Below are 17923 nucleotides of genomic sequence, written 5' to 3' on the forward strand. Positions count from 1 at the left end.
CAGCATATCTCTCTGCTAGTAATCATTTCGGTCCTAGTCCCGGCACTTCCAATGGCGGCCACGCCTGTACTAGTACCTGAGGTTCCCCGAGTCCCATACGAGCTCTCGGACATAACATTCCAGACGCTGACGAGAACCATGAACGTGACCACCTTTGTTTCGCCGGACAGCAGCAGAGACGAACTGTGGCACATTCTACAGTCTGCGCAACAGAGCATCTATGTCGAGATATACGGTATCAACAACCCATACATACTCGACCTCATCCACCAGATTCATACAGCGAAGCCGAGCGTCGACATCAAGTTCCTCATTGGGTGGAATAGTCTGGGATACCCCGAGCCAAACAAGTATGTGGCAAACAATCTGACTCTCGTCGGAATACCTGTCAAGTGGACCAGCTCTGCAGACTTCACATATGCTCACCAGAAGTTCGTGATAATCGACAACAAGACTACTGTGGTCCATGCTGGCAACTGGGCGAAGACTAGCTTCCCAGAGAACGGCAAGGAGGCCAACCGTGAGTGGAGTATAGCCATGACTGACACTGCTGTGACCGGGGTCTACCGTGACGTGTTCGACTATGACTGGTCGCGAGGCACCCCCTACGATGCTGGCACCCATGGCACAGGTACACCTCTCACATACACCGAGAGTTCCAGCACATATCCTCGCCCGTTTGCCACGCCCGGACAGTTCAGCGGCCAGATGAATGTGACACCTATATTCAGTCCCGTGACAAGCCTTCAGGGCATTCTCTACTGCATCAACAGCGCGAGAGCAACCCTTGACATCCAGATACCGTACTTCACGAACGTGGGCGAGTCCAGTGTTGTAGACCAGATAATCAACGCCATTCTAGCCGCTAAGGCCAGAGGAGTGACTGTCCGTGTCATTACTGATGAAGAGAACGACTACCTAGAGGTGGCACAGATCTTCCACGCGCACGACATACCCGTGGTCTGGCACGACACACGGTGGTTCTCGGCGAACCATAACAAAGGCATCGTCGTTGACGGGCGACTTGTGTTGGTCAGCAGCATCAACTACAGCCAAGGGAGCATAACCGAGAACCGCGAGGCCGGAGTGATAATCGAGAATGAGAATGTTGCTCAGTGGTTCGGAGAGGTCTTTGACTACGACTGGGCGATTGCGGACTGTGACGTGCAGGACAGTGTCAATCTGTACTGGAGCCCCAACATACCCCGTAGTACTGATGCGATCAAGGTCACTGTCTATGGACACATGCTGTACGGCTCTGGCATCAACGAAGTCCAACTGGATATGAAGATAGGTGCTGGTGCATGGTCAAACACCACGATAACTGCAAACGTCGAGAACTCTGCGGAAGGAGACCCTGAGAACTACTTCTACAACATCCCAGCCCAGCCTGACGGAACAAACATAACTGTTGTAGGCAGGATTCTTGTTGGCTCAACGTGGCACATTGGTGTGCCCATGGTCATCAGGGTACGAAACGCACTGGGTTCCGTGACGAGCACCACAACGCCACCCATAGAGCCTCCTGCAATCGACCCGCTGATGGCCACTGTACTGATTGTCGTCCTAGTGATCTGTGGTGGAGGTGGCACTGCCGCATACAAGAAGGGCGGTCTGAGCGTGACCACCAAGCGCAGCTCACCGACAACCAAGAAGACCCGTTCCAGGAAGAGCAAATGAGACCGACTGACGGCTCCCAATCATTGGGGCCGTCCTCTCTCTTTCTAGGCCATGGCGCCAGAGCTGTCGTGAGCCATCTTCGCAAACTTCAAGCAGCTCTCGGCATCGTTACGCTCGCCTCTCTTCTTGTGGAGGTCCGCTGCAATGAGGTATGCCCGTTCGACCTCGCTCCATCGCTCGAGTGCATCTAGGCACAGCGCGAGGGCCTTCCATATGCTGGGGTCTCCACTCTCGAGCTTGAGGGCCGCACGGTAGGTCTCAACTGCATCGTCCAGTTTTCCAAGAGACTCAAGAGACCTCGCCTTCTTGACTAGCAGCTCTGCACTCTCAGGCATATGCCGTAGACCCTCAAGCGATGCCTGTAATGCCTCCTCGAACGAGCCTGAAGTGAGGAAGGCCTCAGCCTTCGCTGCATGAGCACGTGCACTCTTGGGATTCAGCTTGATAGCCTTGTCAAAGGCCGCGACGGCCTCCTCGTGCTCGCCGATGTGAATGTGTATGAGCCCCATCTCCACAAAGGCCTCTTCCAGAGTGGGGTCCGCCAGGACCGCCTGTCTGAATGCGTCCAGTGCCTTCTTGTTCTGGCCCTGACTTCGAAGAGTCCGACCTTGCAAGACAAACTTCTCTGCAGCCTCTCTGTTGGGGTTCATGCCCACTACGAGTGCGTCCATCGTTTTAACAGTTTTCCCGCTGCCTGCAGGAGTTCATTACGTATAATAGGCGGCTCGGGGCACTCTGCCACAAAGCAACCAAGGAGAAGAGCGAGACCATGGCTTTTGAAGCGAGACTTGACTGCGTACCCATTGACAGGAGCAAGAAGAACGAACTTGACGCCCTCTTGCCCATCGAGATTGGGATGTTCGGAGGCAGTGGAAACTACGACCCCACTATGATCGAGGACCCCATCGAACTCAAGGTCATGACACCATTTGGAGCCCCGTCAGACAACTTCATCGTCGGTCGGGTGAAGGGGCGGACCTTCGCGTTTCTCGCGCGGCACGGCCGGAATCACACGATTCCCCCGCACATGATAAATTACAGGGCCAACATGTGGGGGATGAAGGCATTGGGTGTCAAGAGGCTCATCAGCCCCGCGGCGTGCGGCTCTCTTCAGCCTGCCAGGATAAAGCTTGGTGAGTTCGTGTTCGCTGACCAGCTGTTTGACCGGACCTTTGGGGTCAGGAAGGACACCTTCTTCGAAGGCGGCACAGTCGCGCATGTGCCGATGGCGGAACCGTACTGCCCCGAACTCAGAAGGGTGGGATTCGAGACCGCCCAGGCTCTCGGCTACAAGGCTCACGAGAAGGGGACGTATGTATGCATCAACGGCCCGAGGTTCTCCACAGCCGCAGAGTCCATGTTCTTCAACAAGATGGGATGGGATGTCATTGGTATGACTTCCTATCCGGAGATAACGCTGGCACGCGAGGCGGGCATCTGTCTGGTCAACATATCGATGCCTACGGACTATGATGTCCACGGAGAAGAGCATGTGACGCATGAGATGGTCCTGAAGACGATGGCTAGCAACATAGACCGAGTCAGAAAGCTCACCTTCGAGATGATAGACAGAATCCCCAGAGAGGCTAGCTGCACATGCCAGACAGCCATGAAGAACGGTCTGTTCTGAAGACCAGAGAATGAAGACAGATGAGCCCGGTGCAGATGCTCCGGGCTCACGGATACATGTGCTGAAACGAAAATGCGTATGGACGCTCAGATGGGACTACCAGTCTTCGTCGTCTTCGTCCCACTCTTCGTCGTCTTCGTCCCACTCATCTTCGTCGTCGAAGTCTTCATCTTCCCAATCGTCATCATCACGATAGAAGATCAAGATTATACCTCATCATATTCTGCGGCGCTTTTGGAATTAAGCATGTCTTGATTGTAAGACAGTACATATACTCGGTTTTCGTGGATTAATCCACATCATATGGCTGCAGAGAGGTCTTGGGATTTTATCGCCATCATTATGATGAGTTTTCGCCATGAGCATCTCTAGAGTGTCGAAATAACGCCTATGGGCACTTTGTGTTCACGTCCCTCAACTGGATGTCCAACTGACAGGGGCTGAGACGACGAATGTGTCCCCGACAGACCGAGGAACACCATCGAAAAGGTAATATCAACCGGTTGGGGCCCGCTCGGACCTATCGCACAGTCAACTGGGACAGACAACCTATGTCCCAGCAAGGTGAGCACTCCAAGTTGAGTCATCTGACAACTGAGAACGAAGCATGTGCCGCCCATCTTGATGCCCGGTCCGTCCTCATCGTCATTACCGCGCCAACCAGTGGACTCGACCAGACCTCACTGGATGCTGATGACCTGAGAAGAGTTGGAAGCGGGCTCTATCAGGCGGGAGCCAGCAATGACGCAGTGAAGGCAACACTATCTCAGGTCTCACACCTCACACTGAAGCGCGCAAGAACAGTGCCTCCGGTGCGAGGCAACGGGACAGAGGATGCCAGCGAACATGTCTACTCGCTTGTGTACTATCGATTCGAATCACCAACACCACAACAGAAGAAGCAGACACAGCGACTGTTGATGAGAGCTCCGTGCGTACGACTGAGACCTGGAGTGCTACTCTTTCCACATCTTCGCAAGAAGGACGTTGCCAAGTACTTCACCACGGAAGGGAAGACAGACCTGCTGCGTGCCAAGAGACTCGACGAGGAGCTGACAGCTCTTGGCGCCCGAGTGACAAGGTGGTCGCGGCTCAAGCTCATAGGACTACGAAGCAGCGAGACAGTCGAAAACGCGATTGACCGAATGATTGAGCATGACCTCCGGACCATCGAGCTGAGGATCCGGCAGGTCAAGGACGCGCTGTCTCGAACAGACCTGTCGAACAAGACGCTCAGGAGAAGGTACGGAGAGATCTGGACACGCCTCAAACTGCTGAAGAGGACCTATGCGGTGATCCAGGATGTCTGGCATCATGACACAGAAAGGCCACTCAGACGGACTTACAACCTTCTACTGAGGTTACGACGGGCGATTCAGAACAGACCAAACCCAACTGGCGAAGGAGCCACCGAGACTCTGTAAGGACCAAAGCCTTGAAGACATCGGGTCTGCTGGCTTCGTGCATGGTCAGGCTTGCGCTTGCGCAGATTGAGCCGAGCATAACAGACGCCGCACATACGTGGGACGAGATCAGGTGGGCGCTCAGGCTCGCACAGTTGTCTCAAGTGGACGTACTTGTCCTGCCTGAACTTGCCAACTCAGGCTACAAGTTCGAGTCGGAACAAGAGCTACAGACGCGGTCAGAATCCGTCCCTGAAGGCCCGCTCTGTGGTCTGCTGGCAGAGTGGAGCCGACCCGGCCGCCTTGTTGTCTCAGGGGTCTGTGAGGCGGACGATGGGGCATACTATAACTCGGCAGTTGTATTTGCTTCTGGGCGACTTCAGGGGACCTACCGAAAGCTGCATCTCTTTGGCGAGGAACGGAGGTGGTTCAGAGAAGGGAGAGAAGAACCGCCCGTGTTTGAGTTTGGAGGACATCGCTACGGAGTGATGATATGCTTCGACTGGGCATTTCCTGAAGTAGCCCGTATTCTGGCACTCCGTGGAGCACAGGTGATACTACATCCAGCGAATCTGGTGTTGAGATACTGCCAAGCCGCAATGGTCACACGGTCAGTTGAGAACGGCATCTTCACGGCCACCGCTAACAGGATTGGTCAGGAGAGAGGACTTCGATTCACGGGAGGTTCCCAGGTGACAGCCCCTGATGGCAGCAGTTGTGCCTACTCGCTCACCGAGAGCCGTGACCTCGTGATCGTGGGCATAGACCCAACTAGGGCTGACAACAAGATGATCACTCCTCACAACCATCGGATTCTGGACAGACGACCAGAAGTCTACGGCAGACTGGTTGAGTCAGTCACTGAACGTCTCTAGGTCTTCGTCCTCGGATACGCTCGACGGGATACTTCTCCGCATTCTTGACCATCTTCTTGGCTATGGCTTCGGCCATGTTGATGCCTGCCACATCCGCCAGCCGGAGCAGGTATATCATCACGTCTGCTATCTCGTCTGCCAGTGCTGAGAGATATGTCTCCGAGCTCAGTGCAGACTGCACCTCTTCGTCTGTCTTCCACTGAAACAGCTCCAGCAGCTCTCCCAGCTCCACTGCCGCCGACACAGCAAGAGCTGACGGACGATGGTACTGCTCCCAGTCGCGCTCGGACACAAATCTCCGGATGACAGCAGTCAGCTCTTCTATGGATGGCGGGCTCTTCTTGGTAGTCATTCTCAGAACACGTCGGCTATCGCTTCTCACCAGTGATTGTGCGCTGCATGATGAATAGGCTGTATAGACAGAATACCACAATCGTTGAGGACAGCCCAAGCAAGGACACCGTGTTACCTGGGAGTATCGACACACCCGCAAGAACCCATGCGAAAGTGTCCAGCAGGCCAACAAGCGCTGCGCCTGACACAAGAATAAGGGTGGTGAGCCCGCCGTACTTCAACCGCGAGCCCCTGACTCCGTACCATGTCTGGAGAGACAGCACGTCTCCCACTGCAGCAAGAATCAGGACGAAGTATGCACCCAGCAGACTGTAGCTCCACGTATGCCAGATGGCGGGCGGAGTCAACAGCACCAGAGCCAAGCCGAACAGAGTCAATGCAAATGTGACTTTGGGCCACGGGTCCTGAAGGAATGCTTGAAGTCCGCCGACACCGGAAGCAACCACCTGAGTGTCGGTACCTGCAGTATCTTCGAGTTCTTCGGACTCCAGGTCCTCATCTGTATCCTCATAGACATCGTCTTCTTCCATTGGTGTTCCCTTTGCCTGTTCGTCGCTGGGAAGTCACAGTGTGTCAGTTAAAACCCTTTGTGCCGCCCGCAGGAGTCGAGTCGTCTCTCGGTCGGACCGTGCGAAAGAGTAATCACTTGCTATCAAGCAGAACATGCAGTCAACATGGAAGACTCAACTGGGAAGGGTGACACAAACCATGAGGGGGCCATAAAGTACCGTGCGGTCTTCAGCATCAAGAATGAGGGCAAGACAGCAAGAACGGTGGAGGGCTGGTTGAAGTGGACGTCACAGGGACCCGTGTTCATGGATGACTCGGACGCGGTTGTTGATACTGACTCAGTAGAGTGGTACACGTGTGAATATGATAGGGTGTCAAAGAGAGCCATCGTAGACAGGTCTAGAACGTCAAGGGTGGCTGCGAGACCCCTCCTCCTGACTGCTAGGCCGTATGCCGAGGACCTGATGTCACCCGAGCCTATTCTGCATCCCAGGTCTACCAATGGCTGGTATGAAGTGATGCTGAGAGGTCATCCCAGAAACAAGAGGTGGTTCTGCGTTCAGAACATCTTCTCGAACACGGACTCTCACCCTGATCATACGAACAAGCTATGGTTGACAACATACCGGGAAGATGGAACTGTCTCAGAGTCCTATGCGATAAACCGGTACGAGGTCGGAGGACTGATACTCAGGGAGGAGGGAGAAGTGGTGGAGGAGAGCCGTTCTTGGTTCGTGCCTGCAAAGTCCAGCACACCGTACGATAGAATCCTCGACGGACTGCTTGACGGGGTCCTGACCCGTGCCGAGGCCTTTGCACTACAGACGCGGGTGGCGGGGTCAATCGCTGAGAGCCTCGAGCCGCTGATTCCTGCCGACTATCCGGACTGGGCAAAGAAGGAGGCGATGGTCGGTCTGATGTTCGTCCTCAGGCATCGGAAGCCAGACTTGGAAGCAGATCCGCTCGAACTGACCACCAGCCTCACGCAGAGAGGGTGGTTGCTTCAGAGCATGATTGACTACCAGCTTGAGTTCGAACCAGAGGGCGCGCGCATGATACCATTTCCAGAGATGATGAGGATATCAGCTCGACAGCACCCCTCGACGTCGCCATTCCAACATCGGACTACATCATACTGGAGATTCATTAGCCTCCTCACTGATAGAGAGCCACCACATATGGAGCGGCTTCTCCAGATATGTGACCGTCTGAACGCCAGTGACAGGGTTCCACGAAGACTACCAGTCTCCAAGAGTGAGGCCAAGTCCAGCATTTCAGAGTGGGTCACGAGACTCAGCCTGACGGCGCGCGGACTGGAAACTTCGTCGGCTGTAAACTATCCCTGTCTGGGACTCACAGAACTACAGTACATGGGCCGGTCTCATCAATGGCCGACTATCCACAGTCAGTGGTTCGTCCAGCTCCTGGAGCTCGGCCCATCGGAAAGTCCATCACCACGAAACCTCCAGGTCCTAGTGGTGCCCACCTCTGCAGTGTCAAGAATCAGGCGTCTGTCAAGCATCTACGACTTTCACTCGACTGACTGGTACGCCAAGTCATTCAACACTCGGCTGTTTGCCAAGGGAAGAGGATGGCGAGTCGAGACACCTGACATAATGGCTTCACTCACTTCAGAGGTCGACTACGAACGACTCAAGGCATCGCGCAACGTGTGGCCGCAAGTTGACCCGTACACTCCGACAAGACGCGAGGTCACGGCACTGGATGAGAGTAACGTGTTCAAAGTGGCCTCGACAGAGACCGGAGAGCCAGTTGAAGAGAGGATTGGAATGAGCTGTCCAGAGTTCCTGAAGACCCTTGAACACCTCATCGCGAGGGGCGTTGTGTCTGTCAGCTACCTGCTTCAGCACATCACCATCCGCTCCAACCTCGTGACTGAAATGCTGGGCAACAAGAACCAAGTCGCTTCTGTTGCAGAGGCATTCTTGGATCACACACCGATGTCGTCAGTCAGATTCCAGTTGACCGGACCGACCACTGCGCACTGCCTCATCATCAGCCGTCAGACCGAGTCAGCGACCCAAGAGCTACTTGCCCAGCTACCTGGACAAGCTGAGTCTGCCGGACTGAGACTGAACTGCTGGAGAACTGGTGCGTACCGCTTGTATCGAAAGGGTGCACTGGGACGACTGTATCGTTCCGACGGCGTGTGGGAAGACAACACGGACATGTTGGAGTCCATGTTCTTGACGACGAGGCATGACAGGACCGGCCGGTAGGCGTTCAATAACCCCAAAACACCTTCAATCATCATTTGTATCAGTTCTTAGAATGACTGTGCGCTCAGTAACAATCATCTTACATCCCCAATTATGGATTGAAGATGTAAGACAGCACTGTGTTATGCAAAAGACATTCATAGTTGATATCGCAACCGTTCAGAAGGTCTATCTATAGAGAGAGCACAGTTACACTGGAGAATGAGATGATTGCCAGAATTGAGGAAGTACTGCGGACTGCTGCGTCAGACGAATCAAGAAGGGTGCAGGCGAAGCTCCTGACACATCTCAGCCAGATTGTGGATCTGCGGCACTGGGAGATATACGAGGCGACAGTCAATGATGCCAAGCCCCCAGAGCTGACAGTGACTCTGAGGCGGGCCCAGGGAAATGAGATGTGCGAGTCCGCCTGCGGTATCCCCCCGATGGTCGGAGACATCCCAGCGCTCGTACCGCTTGTCGGAGCCATCGCGGGCTCTTCCACAATGCTGGTGGATGCGACTGTTGACGGAGACACTGCAGTCCTCGGGTTCTCTGGAAACGGACTGCTGGGCCTTGCCACCTCGTTTTGGCGGTTCTTCCTGAGACTGTCTCGCCTGAGTTCGGTACTGATGGGCATACTTCAGAATCAGAGGTCAAGCTGCTGGCATGACGTCCAGTCCTGGCGTTCCTTCTTCGAGCGCAACTCAGGCGTGACTGACGGTCCTGTCGATGACATGCCGGAGGCAGTACGTGAGAGGGCGACAAGACAGGTAGTGGATGCGGCTCAGGCGCTTCTCTACTCGACACTGGGCAAGGACGCCACGGACACGCCACTGGTTCGAGGTGTTCTCGACTGGCTTGAGCAAGTCAGGATGACGCTGGTAGAAGTGGGCTCAGAGCCTGCATCGATGGAGGTGGTCTAGATGCTCAGTAGTGAGATCGTCGGAGAGGGAGAGGGCTTCTGCGACTGCCCGTCTGAGTATGAGTGGCTGTCAGGCGCGCTTGCCGGACTGCAGGTAAAGAGGCGGAGAGAAGACTGGGTGTGGAGGTCATTTCTCAGGAGGATAGTCGATATGATTGAGGATGCAGGGGTGGGGTCGCCCGTCTTTCCATCTCCTGACTGCAAGGACATGTCAGCACTGGAGGTCCTCGGCGGCTTCGTCAGCGTCGCGGGGGCCATTGTGCACGACGGGCTTGAGATTGTGTCCCCGGAATCTGGGGACCTGCGGGGTCTACTCGATGCAGTGGGCGTGTCATTCAGGTCTCGCGAAGACGTAGTGATTGTCTCGCCAGACTCTCTCGTGACTCTGGTCAATCTGTCATCAATTCGCGGGCCTCTAGCAGAAGAGATCGCCAACAAGGCCGGTGATGTCGATGACTAGTATAGAATCTGTTGAAGGTGTGGGGCCAGTGGCGGCCAAGAAGCTGAGGGAGGTGTTTGTGAGTTCAGCAGAGCTACTGGCAGTACAGAACCCAAGTCAGCTGCATGCAAAGACGAACCTGGGTGAAGGCACATGCCTGAAGATTGTGCGCAACGCTCGCCAACTCGTGGGCACCTTCGGCTTCATGTCCGGACTTGATGTGGAGAAGGCGATGGCCACCAAGCCACGCCTCAAGACCGGAGTCGCAGAAGTTGATGCCTATCTTCTCGGTGGAATCGAAGCGGGGACAATTGTGGAGCTGTTCGGGCCAGCAAGAGGAGGTAAGACTCAATGGTGTGCTCAGCTTGCCGTCAGAGCGCAGATGCCACTGGAGCAGGGCGGGCTTGGAGGACGCGTGCTCTGGCTTGACACAGAGGGGTCCTTTGAACCACACATCATTCGAGCGGTCGCATACAGGTTCGGACTCGACCCAGATGTGGTCCTAGACAACATAGGACGTGCTGAGGTCGTACTCTCAACTCAGATGTCCGAGCTGTTCGAGACCATTCCACAGCTCTGCATGGACCAAGGCCGCAGACTCGTAATTGTCGACTCTCTGACCGGTCTGTTCAGAGTGGAATACACCTCTCTTGATCAGTTGCGTGTGAGGCAGCGGGACATCAACCAGCTGTTGAGCCAAATGCGTCGTGCTGCGGTTGCAACGGGTTGCATCTTCGTCTACACGAATCAAGTGATGGCCAACATATCACCCATCTCCAAGAACCCCCTGATTCCGGTCGGAGGTCATGTGCTTGCGCACGGCTCCGACTACAGGTTCTACACCAAGCGAAAGATGAAGGACATCAGAGAGATTGAACTCCAAGACAACGCGGGCATTCCTGAGTTCAAGTCGGACGTCCTGATCGGTTGGGGAGGTCTCTATGGGAGTGCCAAGGAGAAGGCGGAGATGGAGCCCAGAGTCCAAGAATACCTGCGGAGCAGAGGAATTCAGACGACTGTCGACAAGGCTGACGATGACTCGAAGAGACGCGGCAAGTCCGGGAGAGCCAAGAGGAAGGAAGTTGAGTATGATGAGGAAGAGGAGGAGGAGACAGAGGAGTGACAGACAAGAATGCGTATGTGGTGTATCAGTGTCGCGCATGCAGATACATTCACTTTGTCCCGGACGACGGGTCTATCCGCAGTACTCTGTGCGGTTTCTGCGGCAGTCCGCTGGATGACCCACTGCACATGGAGACCGTTCAGGGCGTGTTGTCGGCGAAGCAGGCGGTACAGAGACTGGCTCTTGAGCTGAGGAGTTCCAGACCACGGGTACAGCGGTCTCTTGGAGTCAAGAGGCGCGTGTTGGGCATAGTGCAGTCCCAGATAGAGAACAACCGAGGTCAACCAACTAGCCTTGCTGCGGTCCTGGAGGAGTGCTTGGAAGTCGGAATCAGTGAGGAGCGTGCCAGCCACTTCATGGACTTGCTCGAAGAGGAGGGCGTCATCAGAGTGGACTCTGAACAGGTGGAGCTCGGGGGTGGTCAGCACTAGTGACCGCAGCTGAGTCGGTCTGGTCGAGAGTCTACCACAACCAGGTTGACGCCCTCTCGAAGATTAGCCTGGCCAACCTTCTGTTGAGGGGGTCGGATGAGCAGATAGACATAGTGAGGATGCCGACAGACTCGCCCTACATGGACTACGAGCTCTACGTCAAGACTCGTGTTCGCTGGAAGGACGGCACCGCGGACGGCGATGTGCTCCCATACATGCCGCGTCTTCTGTCGATTGTTGAGACCCTGCGGAGCTCAAGAGGTGTGCCATCTGAGATTCGTTTCGACACTGACGAGGGAGTGGCCGCATACATACCGACCCAACGTCACATCTCGGACATCCCAGACCATCCTAGAGAGGCGGCCCAGTATCTCCGCGCACTGGTCAAGGACATCATGGATGACTTCTACGAGACCGTCCAGGATGTGGAGGACTACTTCTGGTTTGCAGCTCGGCAACGCGGGTTCAGTCCAGAGATTGTCGCAAGGATGGCCCGTAAGGAGCCCGGCTACTATTCTTACGACAGGATTCAGAGGTTCGAGCGGGTGATGCAGTCATACTTCTCGGTCAAGTTCCGGGTTCACCGTTCTGAGTCCAAGCTTGCATGGGAGGAGTGACATGATCTCAGAGTCTTCTGACCCCAGGGTGTGGTTCCCGTACACTCCACGGCCCCATCAGGATGAGGCAATTACCCACGCGGCCAGAGTGTACTCACAGAAGACAGTAGGTCTCCTGTCAGCGGACTGCGGGGTCGGCAAGACGATTGCAGTGCTCACTGGCTACTTCGCTGCCAGGGCACATGATGCGGTCTCAAAGCTCATTGTCCTCACAAGGACACACTCGCAGTCAGAGGTGTTTGAGGCAGAGCTGGACCAGCTCAAGTCACGAGCGGTCAGGATGAACCACTCGGTTGACATCGCGGTGACAAGCATGGTCGCGCGTATGCATGTGTGTCCCGTCAGATCGTCCCTGGACAGCGTGGGCAGAACAGGCTTCCTTCGGGCATGTGCGATGCATGTGAAGAGCGGGAGGTGTAGTCACTTCTGGAACTTCTACAGCCGGGGCACACGCGAGGAGGGCCGACCACAGATAAGGGAGGGGGCCCGGATGGTGGTCGAAGAGCTGCTCAGGTCAGGTGTGGTAAACAGACTCAGGGCAGAGGAGTACAGGGATGACCTGTGCCCGTACGAGATACTCAGGTGGTGCGCCCGCGAGAGCAGGGTCATCATAGGACCGTACAGCTACATGTTCAAGGAGAGGGTACGCAAGTCACTGCTCGCGTCTCTCGGGGTTCAGCTGCATGAGGTTGACCTTCTCGTCGATGAGGCACACAACCTGTCCTCTCACGTCCTCGATGCAGAGTCCGCACGGATATCGGGCAATGACATCGAGTGGCTCAGACAGAACCGGGCGTCGATTGTCAGCGAGACAGGTGTCAGCTGGCTGGGCGAGGCTGTGGACTTTCTGTGGGAGACCTTCATGTCAGGGATTGACGACATGAGACGGGGCGGGGAGAGACAGCTGCAGAAGTAGGAGGTCCTACCGCGGTTCGTCGATGAAGCAGAGCTGGACCTGCTGCTCGAGAGAAACGACACCCTCGATACGGACGACATGGTGCCGTCCGAGACCCCCATGGACCGCCTAGTCGAGTTCCTCTACGCTGCCATGATGGCCAGCAGAAGCGATGACTGGCACATCGCCCTCGAGTCGCACAAGGGGTGGAAGGACGGTGTCTCGCTCTCTGATGCCGAGATATCAGTCCGCCCACTGAACTCCGCAGGACTTGCAGCGCCGGTCCTGAGAGGCGTTAGAGCGGCGCTTCTGATGTCAGGGACACTGAGACCGGTCTCACATTACGCATCGCTGCTTGGTGTCAGTTCAGCACTGACAGCGGACCTCTCAAGCCCATACCGTCATGGCACTCGACTCGTACTTGTCGACAAGGATCTCGACACAGGGTACTCTCGACGCAGTACCCAGCTCTGGAGGACACTGGCGGACAGGGTCTCTCTCGTTCTCGAGACTGTACCCGCCGACAAGAGTGCTTTGATTGCGTTCCCGAGCTATCAACTCATGAACGAGGTGCTCAGCTTTGGGGTTCACACGGGCTACCGACAACAGGTCATTGAGAGCAAGGACTACCGAATCGAAGACATCCGTGAACAGATGGAAAAGAGCCCGTGCGCAGTCTTCCTCGTGTATAGCGGAAAGTTCAGCGAGGGCGTTGACCTGGTCAAGGATGGCCACAGCATGGTGGACCTGATAGTTGGGGTCGGAGTGCCCTTCACCCCGCCCACAAGCTACCAGAAGTCACTGCAGGAGTTCTACGACCGAAGGCATGGGACTGGTGCAGGGTACTACTATGCAGTGGTAGTGCCCTCAATCAGGACAGTGGCTCAGCTTGTTGGGAGACTCAGACGATCTCCAGATGACAGGGGCATAGTTGTCCTGTTGGACTCACGGTTTCTCAGACACCTGCACATCTTCGGCGATGACTTCGTCAGCGATGTGTGGCCCTATTCGGGAGACGAAGAGCTGACCGAGGCAGTGCAGATGTTTCTGGCTCAGAGTCAAGGAGGTAAGACATGATGCGGTCTGATATAGCATGGATGATAAAGTGGGTCCTGCCTAGCTCGTTGGCGGCAGCATGGAGCATCAGAGTCATTCTGGACGGCTCATTCACAGGTCTGGCCTACTCTGTCGTAGGTATGGGCATTCTGCTGTGTGCCCTCTGGCTGTATCTTCGGTCCAGAAGGGACACATTCGGGGTCTGGAATGAGGAGAGAGGCCAGCTCGCAGTCTTCCGTCCGCTCTCCATCCAGGTCCACAGTGTGATGCTCTTCGGTTCGATTCCTGTCGGCATAGACCTGAGCCACAATGCGTCAGGTGTGCTTCGTGCAATGTATGAGTCGCTGCGGGAAGAGCGAGACACCAGCCTTCAGTTCGTCCTGTGTCGCCCTCTGGGCAACGAGTTGACTCGTGTAGGCTTCGCAGTCACCAAGTCATCCATTCGTCCCCCGCATGGAATGCGGCAGCTGACTCGCTTGTCGGATGATGTGTTTGAGAAGTCTGAGGTGCTGAGGAGTAGCATGCACGCGTCATATCCGCACGTTCCTGTGAGAAGAGCCACGCGCGAAGAGACCACGATGATATTGTCAGGAGGGATTCTCGGAAGATGAGCCTGTCAGACCGCAGGGCGCACATCACGATTCCTGCCTCGCTGCCTGTGGACACACTACTGAAGGCCCTTGAACGTGGTCACGACTACAGGTGGACCAGAGTCACCACGAAGCCAGTCCTGGTCGTGCACGGCTTCTCGTCCTCAGGCCTGCCCCAGCTGCTCATAGTGAATAACTCGATCATTGCTGAAGATGGTCAGCCAGCCTTTGTTGAGGGACTGACGAGACTCATCGCCGTTCTCTCGGGAGGGAGATGACCATGACCCGAGGCCATGTGTTGGGGTCAATGCCCGCAAGGGACCCGATGGAAGAGGTCAGCAGGCCATCGCTGACGGTAGTAGAGAGCAGTGAGATCAAGTGGACGGACCGTTCGGTAAAGAGACCGTGGGGGATGGCGGTGGTTGCCGTGCTGGCCCTCACGGCACTCGCAGCTGTACTTCCAGTCGTCTTGATTGTCATATCAGGGTCTGCGATGGTCTCGGTCCTGCTTGCCGCGTACATGACTCAACAGAGCGAGAGAGCCGCTCAGCTCGCTCACGGCTGGGACAGAATACCAGCATCTGACACTACATTCCGCGCGGAAGACGACTGCATTATCACGACGAGTGGCACCTATCTGATGACTCTCCGCACGGACTCTCCGGGCGCAGTCCTGCATGGCGACATGTCCGCATTGGTTCGCGGTGTCCCCACAGAGGCTGGACTCTGCCTCGCCCTGACACTGAGCCCTGAGAGACCCACAAGGGTTGTGGACAACACGGTTGTCAATGAGTCGACTGAGAAGTATCTAGACTCCATGGGGTCAGAGCGACTTGACAACTACATTACACACCGAGCAGGTCTCTGGAACACAGCCGCGTCCGTCAGTCTTCTAAGCAGCAAGAGAGAGGACCTCAAGAAGCTGAGGGCATCAGTCCGGGGAGCGGTGCCAGTCCGGAACTGGAGGACAGTGCCTGCAAGGGGTCAGGTGCATGGGGCAACCGCTCTTGGTGTTGCTGAGAGCGATGGTGGTTTCTACGCGCTCGGCACAGAACTCGCCGACTGGCTCGTACAGATGCGGACCGAGTTGGCTGCCGAAGTCGGTGAGAGCATCCCCGGTCAGTTCGTTGCTCCGATTCGCTCCCGTGTTGGCGACTACCGGCTCGGATGCGTTATCAATCCGGACACTCTTGACCTAGGCCCAGCAATAGGGGTGGCGCCGTCAGAGCTAGAGAGGGGCCTGCTTGTCTGCGGGGTCGAGAGCACGAGCCGGCTGAGAGTGCTCAGTCTGCTGGTTCAAGAACTCCTGCGTTCAGACCGGCGCGTTCTCTTCATCACCTCAGATGCATCTCACATGCCCATTGTGTCTGTCTCCGCAGACTCGGTGGCGCTCACACTCGGCAGGGATCTGGTTCTGAATCCGGTCGACTCTGATGACGTGCCCAGAACAGAGTACGTGCCAATGCTGCTCTCTGCTCTTGAGACACTCTCTCACGCCAACCTTGCCAACAGCCCTGACCTTGAGCTAGCACTGGGCAGAGCCGTCGCACTCAACAGCGCGACGCTCGCCGACGTGACTCTCACACCCGAGTCGCAACTGTCCGACGGGACCACACCGACCGGTGGAGTACAGCCCGCAACACCGAACAGGGACTCTCTGTCAGGCTTTGACGCGATTCGGACGCTCTATCAGGCGTCAGCCGCCCGGGCCTTCTATGGTACACAGACAGTATCGATGCAGACCGTGGCCCAGCAGTCACTGTGTGCAGTGCTGATTGATCTGGGCTCGCAGCCCTTGGACATCTTCGCATGGGACCTGCTGTGTATCAAGCTCACCTCGCTGAACGACAGGGGTCTGGTGGTTGTACTCGACTCTCCGCGAAACCTAGAGGTCTTCAACACAGCCTACTCCAAGAGGGGACCCTTCGCAGAGCGACTCGTACGGATGCTGTCGGAACGCATGACGCTCGTGCTCTGCACAGGCAGTGTTTCAGCTCTACCCTCCGGGGTATTGAATCAGGTGTCTGCAGCTGTTGCTCTCAGGCTCAAGTCCAGATATGACATCGCTGCCGCTACAGACCTGCTGGGACTGAAGGTCATTGGCACAGGTCTCCACAGCCGTGCGCGGGAGTCTGTACGCGAGAGCTCCTTCCTCAGCATCATGGACGATGACACGGCGCTCCTGGTCCGCCATGGGACGCAGACCGCCATTCCGATACGACTCGACCCGATGCCCGAACTTGCACCAGCCGGAGAGCATGTCATGAGTCGGACCGCGAGCATCATGAACCCGGTGACCACACAGCGCCCAAGCACTGTCGGGAAGACGCTCATCGAGCAGGTCGCAGGAAGGGACACTGGCCTTGCGGTCCAAGTCCTGAGACTGCTTGAGCGTTACCAGCCGCTGACAGAACAGGCCATGGTGCGCTTCATGGCCACAAGCAGTCCTGAACTTGCACATGCTGACGTGCAGGGGATGCTAGTCCGTCTGTCGGACTCCAGTCTAGTGTTGAAGGGTAGCGAACATCACTCTGGCGTTGCATACACAAACTACAGGTTGACCATGAAGGGCTCAATGGCGCTCCGTCAGGTGTCGCAGGAGAGTGGTACGAGATGACAAGTGCCATTGAGACAACCTCTGATGTCTACCGACTCCTGAAGAACATGGGAGTCACTCCTCGTGGAGTACAGCTCGCTGCGATCGAGTCCGGTCTGTTGGAGGGCAGGAGCATCATGGTCTGCAGTCCAACAGGCTCGGGAAAGACACTGGTGGGAGAGATGGGACTGCTCAGAGCTGTCACAGATGGGAGCCGGGGTCTCTACCTTGTGCCGCTCCGTGCTCTGGCAGGCCAGGTGTTCACTCTCCTTCATGACCACTATTCTGACCAAGGCTACTCAGTCGGCATAAGCACAGGCGACTACCAGGACTATGGCCAAGACTTGGCCGAGTACGACATTGTTGTGACAACCTATGAGAGGGGCGACTCTCTCCTCAGACACAATGCGGAGTGGCTCAGGGGAGTGGGTTGTATTGTCATTGACGAGATTCAGACCCTCGGTGAGGGGCTGAGGGGCGCCCGGCTTGAGGGACTCATAATGCGAATGAGAAGGCTCGTCGAGAACCTGCAGATAGTAGCTCTGTCCGCAACAGTAGGGTCTCCGGAAGCTCTTGCTCA

General features: G+C 56.1%; 19 protein-coding genes. 16 read left to right on the forward strand and 3 right to left on the reverse strand.

Going from position 1 to position 17923, the window contains the following annotated elements; translation table 11 throughout:
- Positions 1–138 precede the first annotated feature (138 nt).
- Positions 139–1680, forward strand: coding sequence for a hypothetical protein (locus tag HXY34_00440; protein ID NWF94591.1), 1542 nt, complete (start codon positions 139–141; stop codon positions 1678–1680).
- A 44-nt stretch (positions 1681–1724) separates the two neighbouring features.
- Here the strand turns inward: HXY34_00440 and HXY34_00445 are convergent, their stop codons facing one another.
- A complete protein-coding gene (locus tag HXY34_00445; GenBank protein NWF94592.1) occupies positions 1725–2351 on the reverse strand; it encodes a tetratricopeptide repeat protein in 627 nt (208 codons plus the stop codon).
- A 98-nt stretch (positions 2352–2449) separates the two neighbouring features.
- Here HXY34_00445 and mtnP point away from each other — a divergent pair, with 98 nt between their 5' ends.
- From mtnP to HXY34_00460, 3 genes are all read left to right on the forward strand, one after another.
- Positions 2450–3310 carry an S-methyl-5'-thioadenosine phosphorylase gene (mtnP, locus tag HXY34_00450; GenBank protein ID NWF94593.1) on the forward strand — a complete coding sequence of 287 codons (861 nt, stop codon included), beginning with the start codon at positions 2450–2452 and terminating at the stop codon, positions 3308–3310.
- A 578-nt stretch (positions 3311–3888) separates the two neighbouring features.
- Positions 3889–4734: a hypothetical protein gene (locus tag HXY34_00455; protein NWF94594.1), complete on the forward strand. Its 846-nt coding sequence runs from the start codon at positions 3889–3891 to the stop codon at positions 4732–4734.
- A gap of 41 nt (positions 4735–4775) precedes the next feature.
- Positions 4776–5588: a hypothetical protein gene (locus HXY34_00460; GenBank protein ID NWF94595.1), complete on the forward strand. Its 813-nt coding sequence runs from the start codon at positions 4776–4778 to the stop codon at positions 5586–5588.
- On the opposite strand, the gene HXY34_00465 is transcribed toward HXY34_00460, so the two are convergent.
- Positions 5572–5940 (reverse strand): nucleotide pyrophosphohydrolase, encoded by a 369-nt coding sequence (locus HXY34_00465; GenBank protein NWF94596.1) that lies wholly within the window; start codon positions 5938–5940, stop codon positions 5572–5574. The two genes, HXY34_00460 and HXY34_00465, sit on opposite strands and share 17 nt — an antisense overlap.
- Positions 5941–5956: 16 nt before the next feature.
- Positions 5957–6472: a hypothetical protein gene (locus HXY34_00470; GenBank protein ID NWF94597.1), complete on the reverse strand. Its 516-nt coding sequence runs from the start codon at positions 6470–6472 to the stop codon at positions 5957–5959.
- Positions 6473–6616: 144 nt separating this feature from the next.
- Between HXY34_00470 and HXY34_00475 the strand changes: the two genes are divergently transcribed.
- From HXY34_00475 to HXY34_00530, 12 genes are all read left to right on the forward strand, one after another.
- Positions 6617–8692, forward strand: coding sequence for a hypothetical protein (locus tag HXY34_00475; GenBank protein NWF94598.1), 2076 nt, complete (start codon positions 6617–6619; stop codon positions 8690–8692).
- Positions 8693–8835: 143 nt separating this feature from the next.
- Complete coding sequence (locus tag HXY34_00480; GenBank protein ID NWF94599.1) at positions 8836–9597, forward strand: hypothetical protein; 762 nt, start codon at positions 8836–8838, stop codon at positions 9595–9597.
- Positions 9598–10056: a hypothetical protein gene (locus HXY34_00485; GenBank protein NWF94600.1), complete on the forward strand. Its 459-nt coding sequence runs from the start codon at positions 9598–9600 to the stop codon at positions 10054–10056.
- Positions 10049–11158, forward strand: coding sequence for an AAA family ATPase (locus HXY34_00490; protein ID NWF94601.1), 1110 nt, complete (start codon positions 10049–10051; stop codon positions 11156–11158). The genes HXY34_00485 and HXY34_00490 overlap by 8 nt, the downstream gene beginning before the upstream one ends.
- Complete coding sequence (locus HXY34_00495; protein NWF94602.1) at positions 11155–11589, forward strand: hypothetical protein; 435 nt, start codon at positions 11155–11157, stop codon at positions 11587–11589. Before HXY34_00490 ends, HXY34_00495 begins: the two co-directional genes overlap by 4 nt.
- Positions 11589–12206, forward strand: coding sequence for a hypothetical protein (locus HXY34_00500; GenBank protein NWF94603.1), 618 nt, complete (start codon positions 11589–11591; stop codon positions 12204–12206). Before HXY34_00495 ends, HXY34_00500 begins: the two co-directional genes overlap by 1 nt.
- Before the next feature lies 1 nt (position 12207).
- On the forward strand, positions 12208–13122 hold the full coding sequence (locus tag HXY34_00505; protein ID NWF94604.1) for a hypothetical protein: 915 nt from the start codon (positions 12208–12210) through the stop codon (positions 13120–13122).
- A 99-nt stretch (positions 13123–13221) separates the two neighbouring features.
- Positions 13222–14178: a hypothetical protein gene (locus tag HXY34_00510; protein ID NWF94605.1), complete on the forward strand. Its 957-nt coding sequence runs from the start codon at positions 13222–13224 to the stop codon at positions 14176–14178.
- Complete coding sequence (locus HXY34_00515) at positions 14175–14768, forward strand: hypothetical protein (GenBank protein ID NWF94606.1); 594 nt, start codon at positions 14175–14177, stop codon at positions 14766–14768. Before HXY34_00510 ends, HXY34_00515 begins: the two co-directional genes overlap by 4 nt.
- Positions 14765–15025 (forward strand): hypothetical protein, encoded by a 261-nt coding sequence (locus tag HXY34_00520; GenBank protein NWF94607.1) that lies wholly within the window; start codon positions 14765–14767, stop codon positions 15023–15025. Before HXY34_00515 ends, HXY34_00520 begins: the two co-directional genes overlap by 4 nt.
- Before the next feature lie 29 nt (positions 15026–15054).
- Entirely contained in the window at positions 15055–17364 is a 2310-nt protein-coding gene (locus HXY34_00525; protein ID NWF94608.1) for a hypothetical protein, read from the forward strand.
- Positions 17361–17923 (forward strand): DEAD/DEAH box helicase (locus HXY34_00530; protein ID NWF94609.1); only part of this gene is annotated, 563 nt, incomplete at its 3' end. The genes HXY34_00525 and HXY34_00530, both read left to right, overlap by 4 nt.

The sequence above is a fragment of the Candidatus Thorarchaeota archaeon genome, from assembly GCA_013388835.1.
GTDB lineage: Archaea > Asgardarchaeota > Thorarchaeia > Thorarchaeales > Thorarchaeaceae > JACAEL01.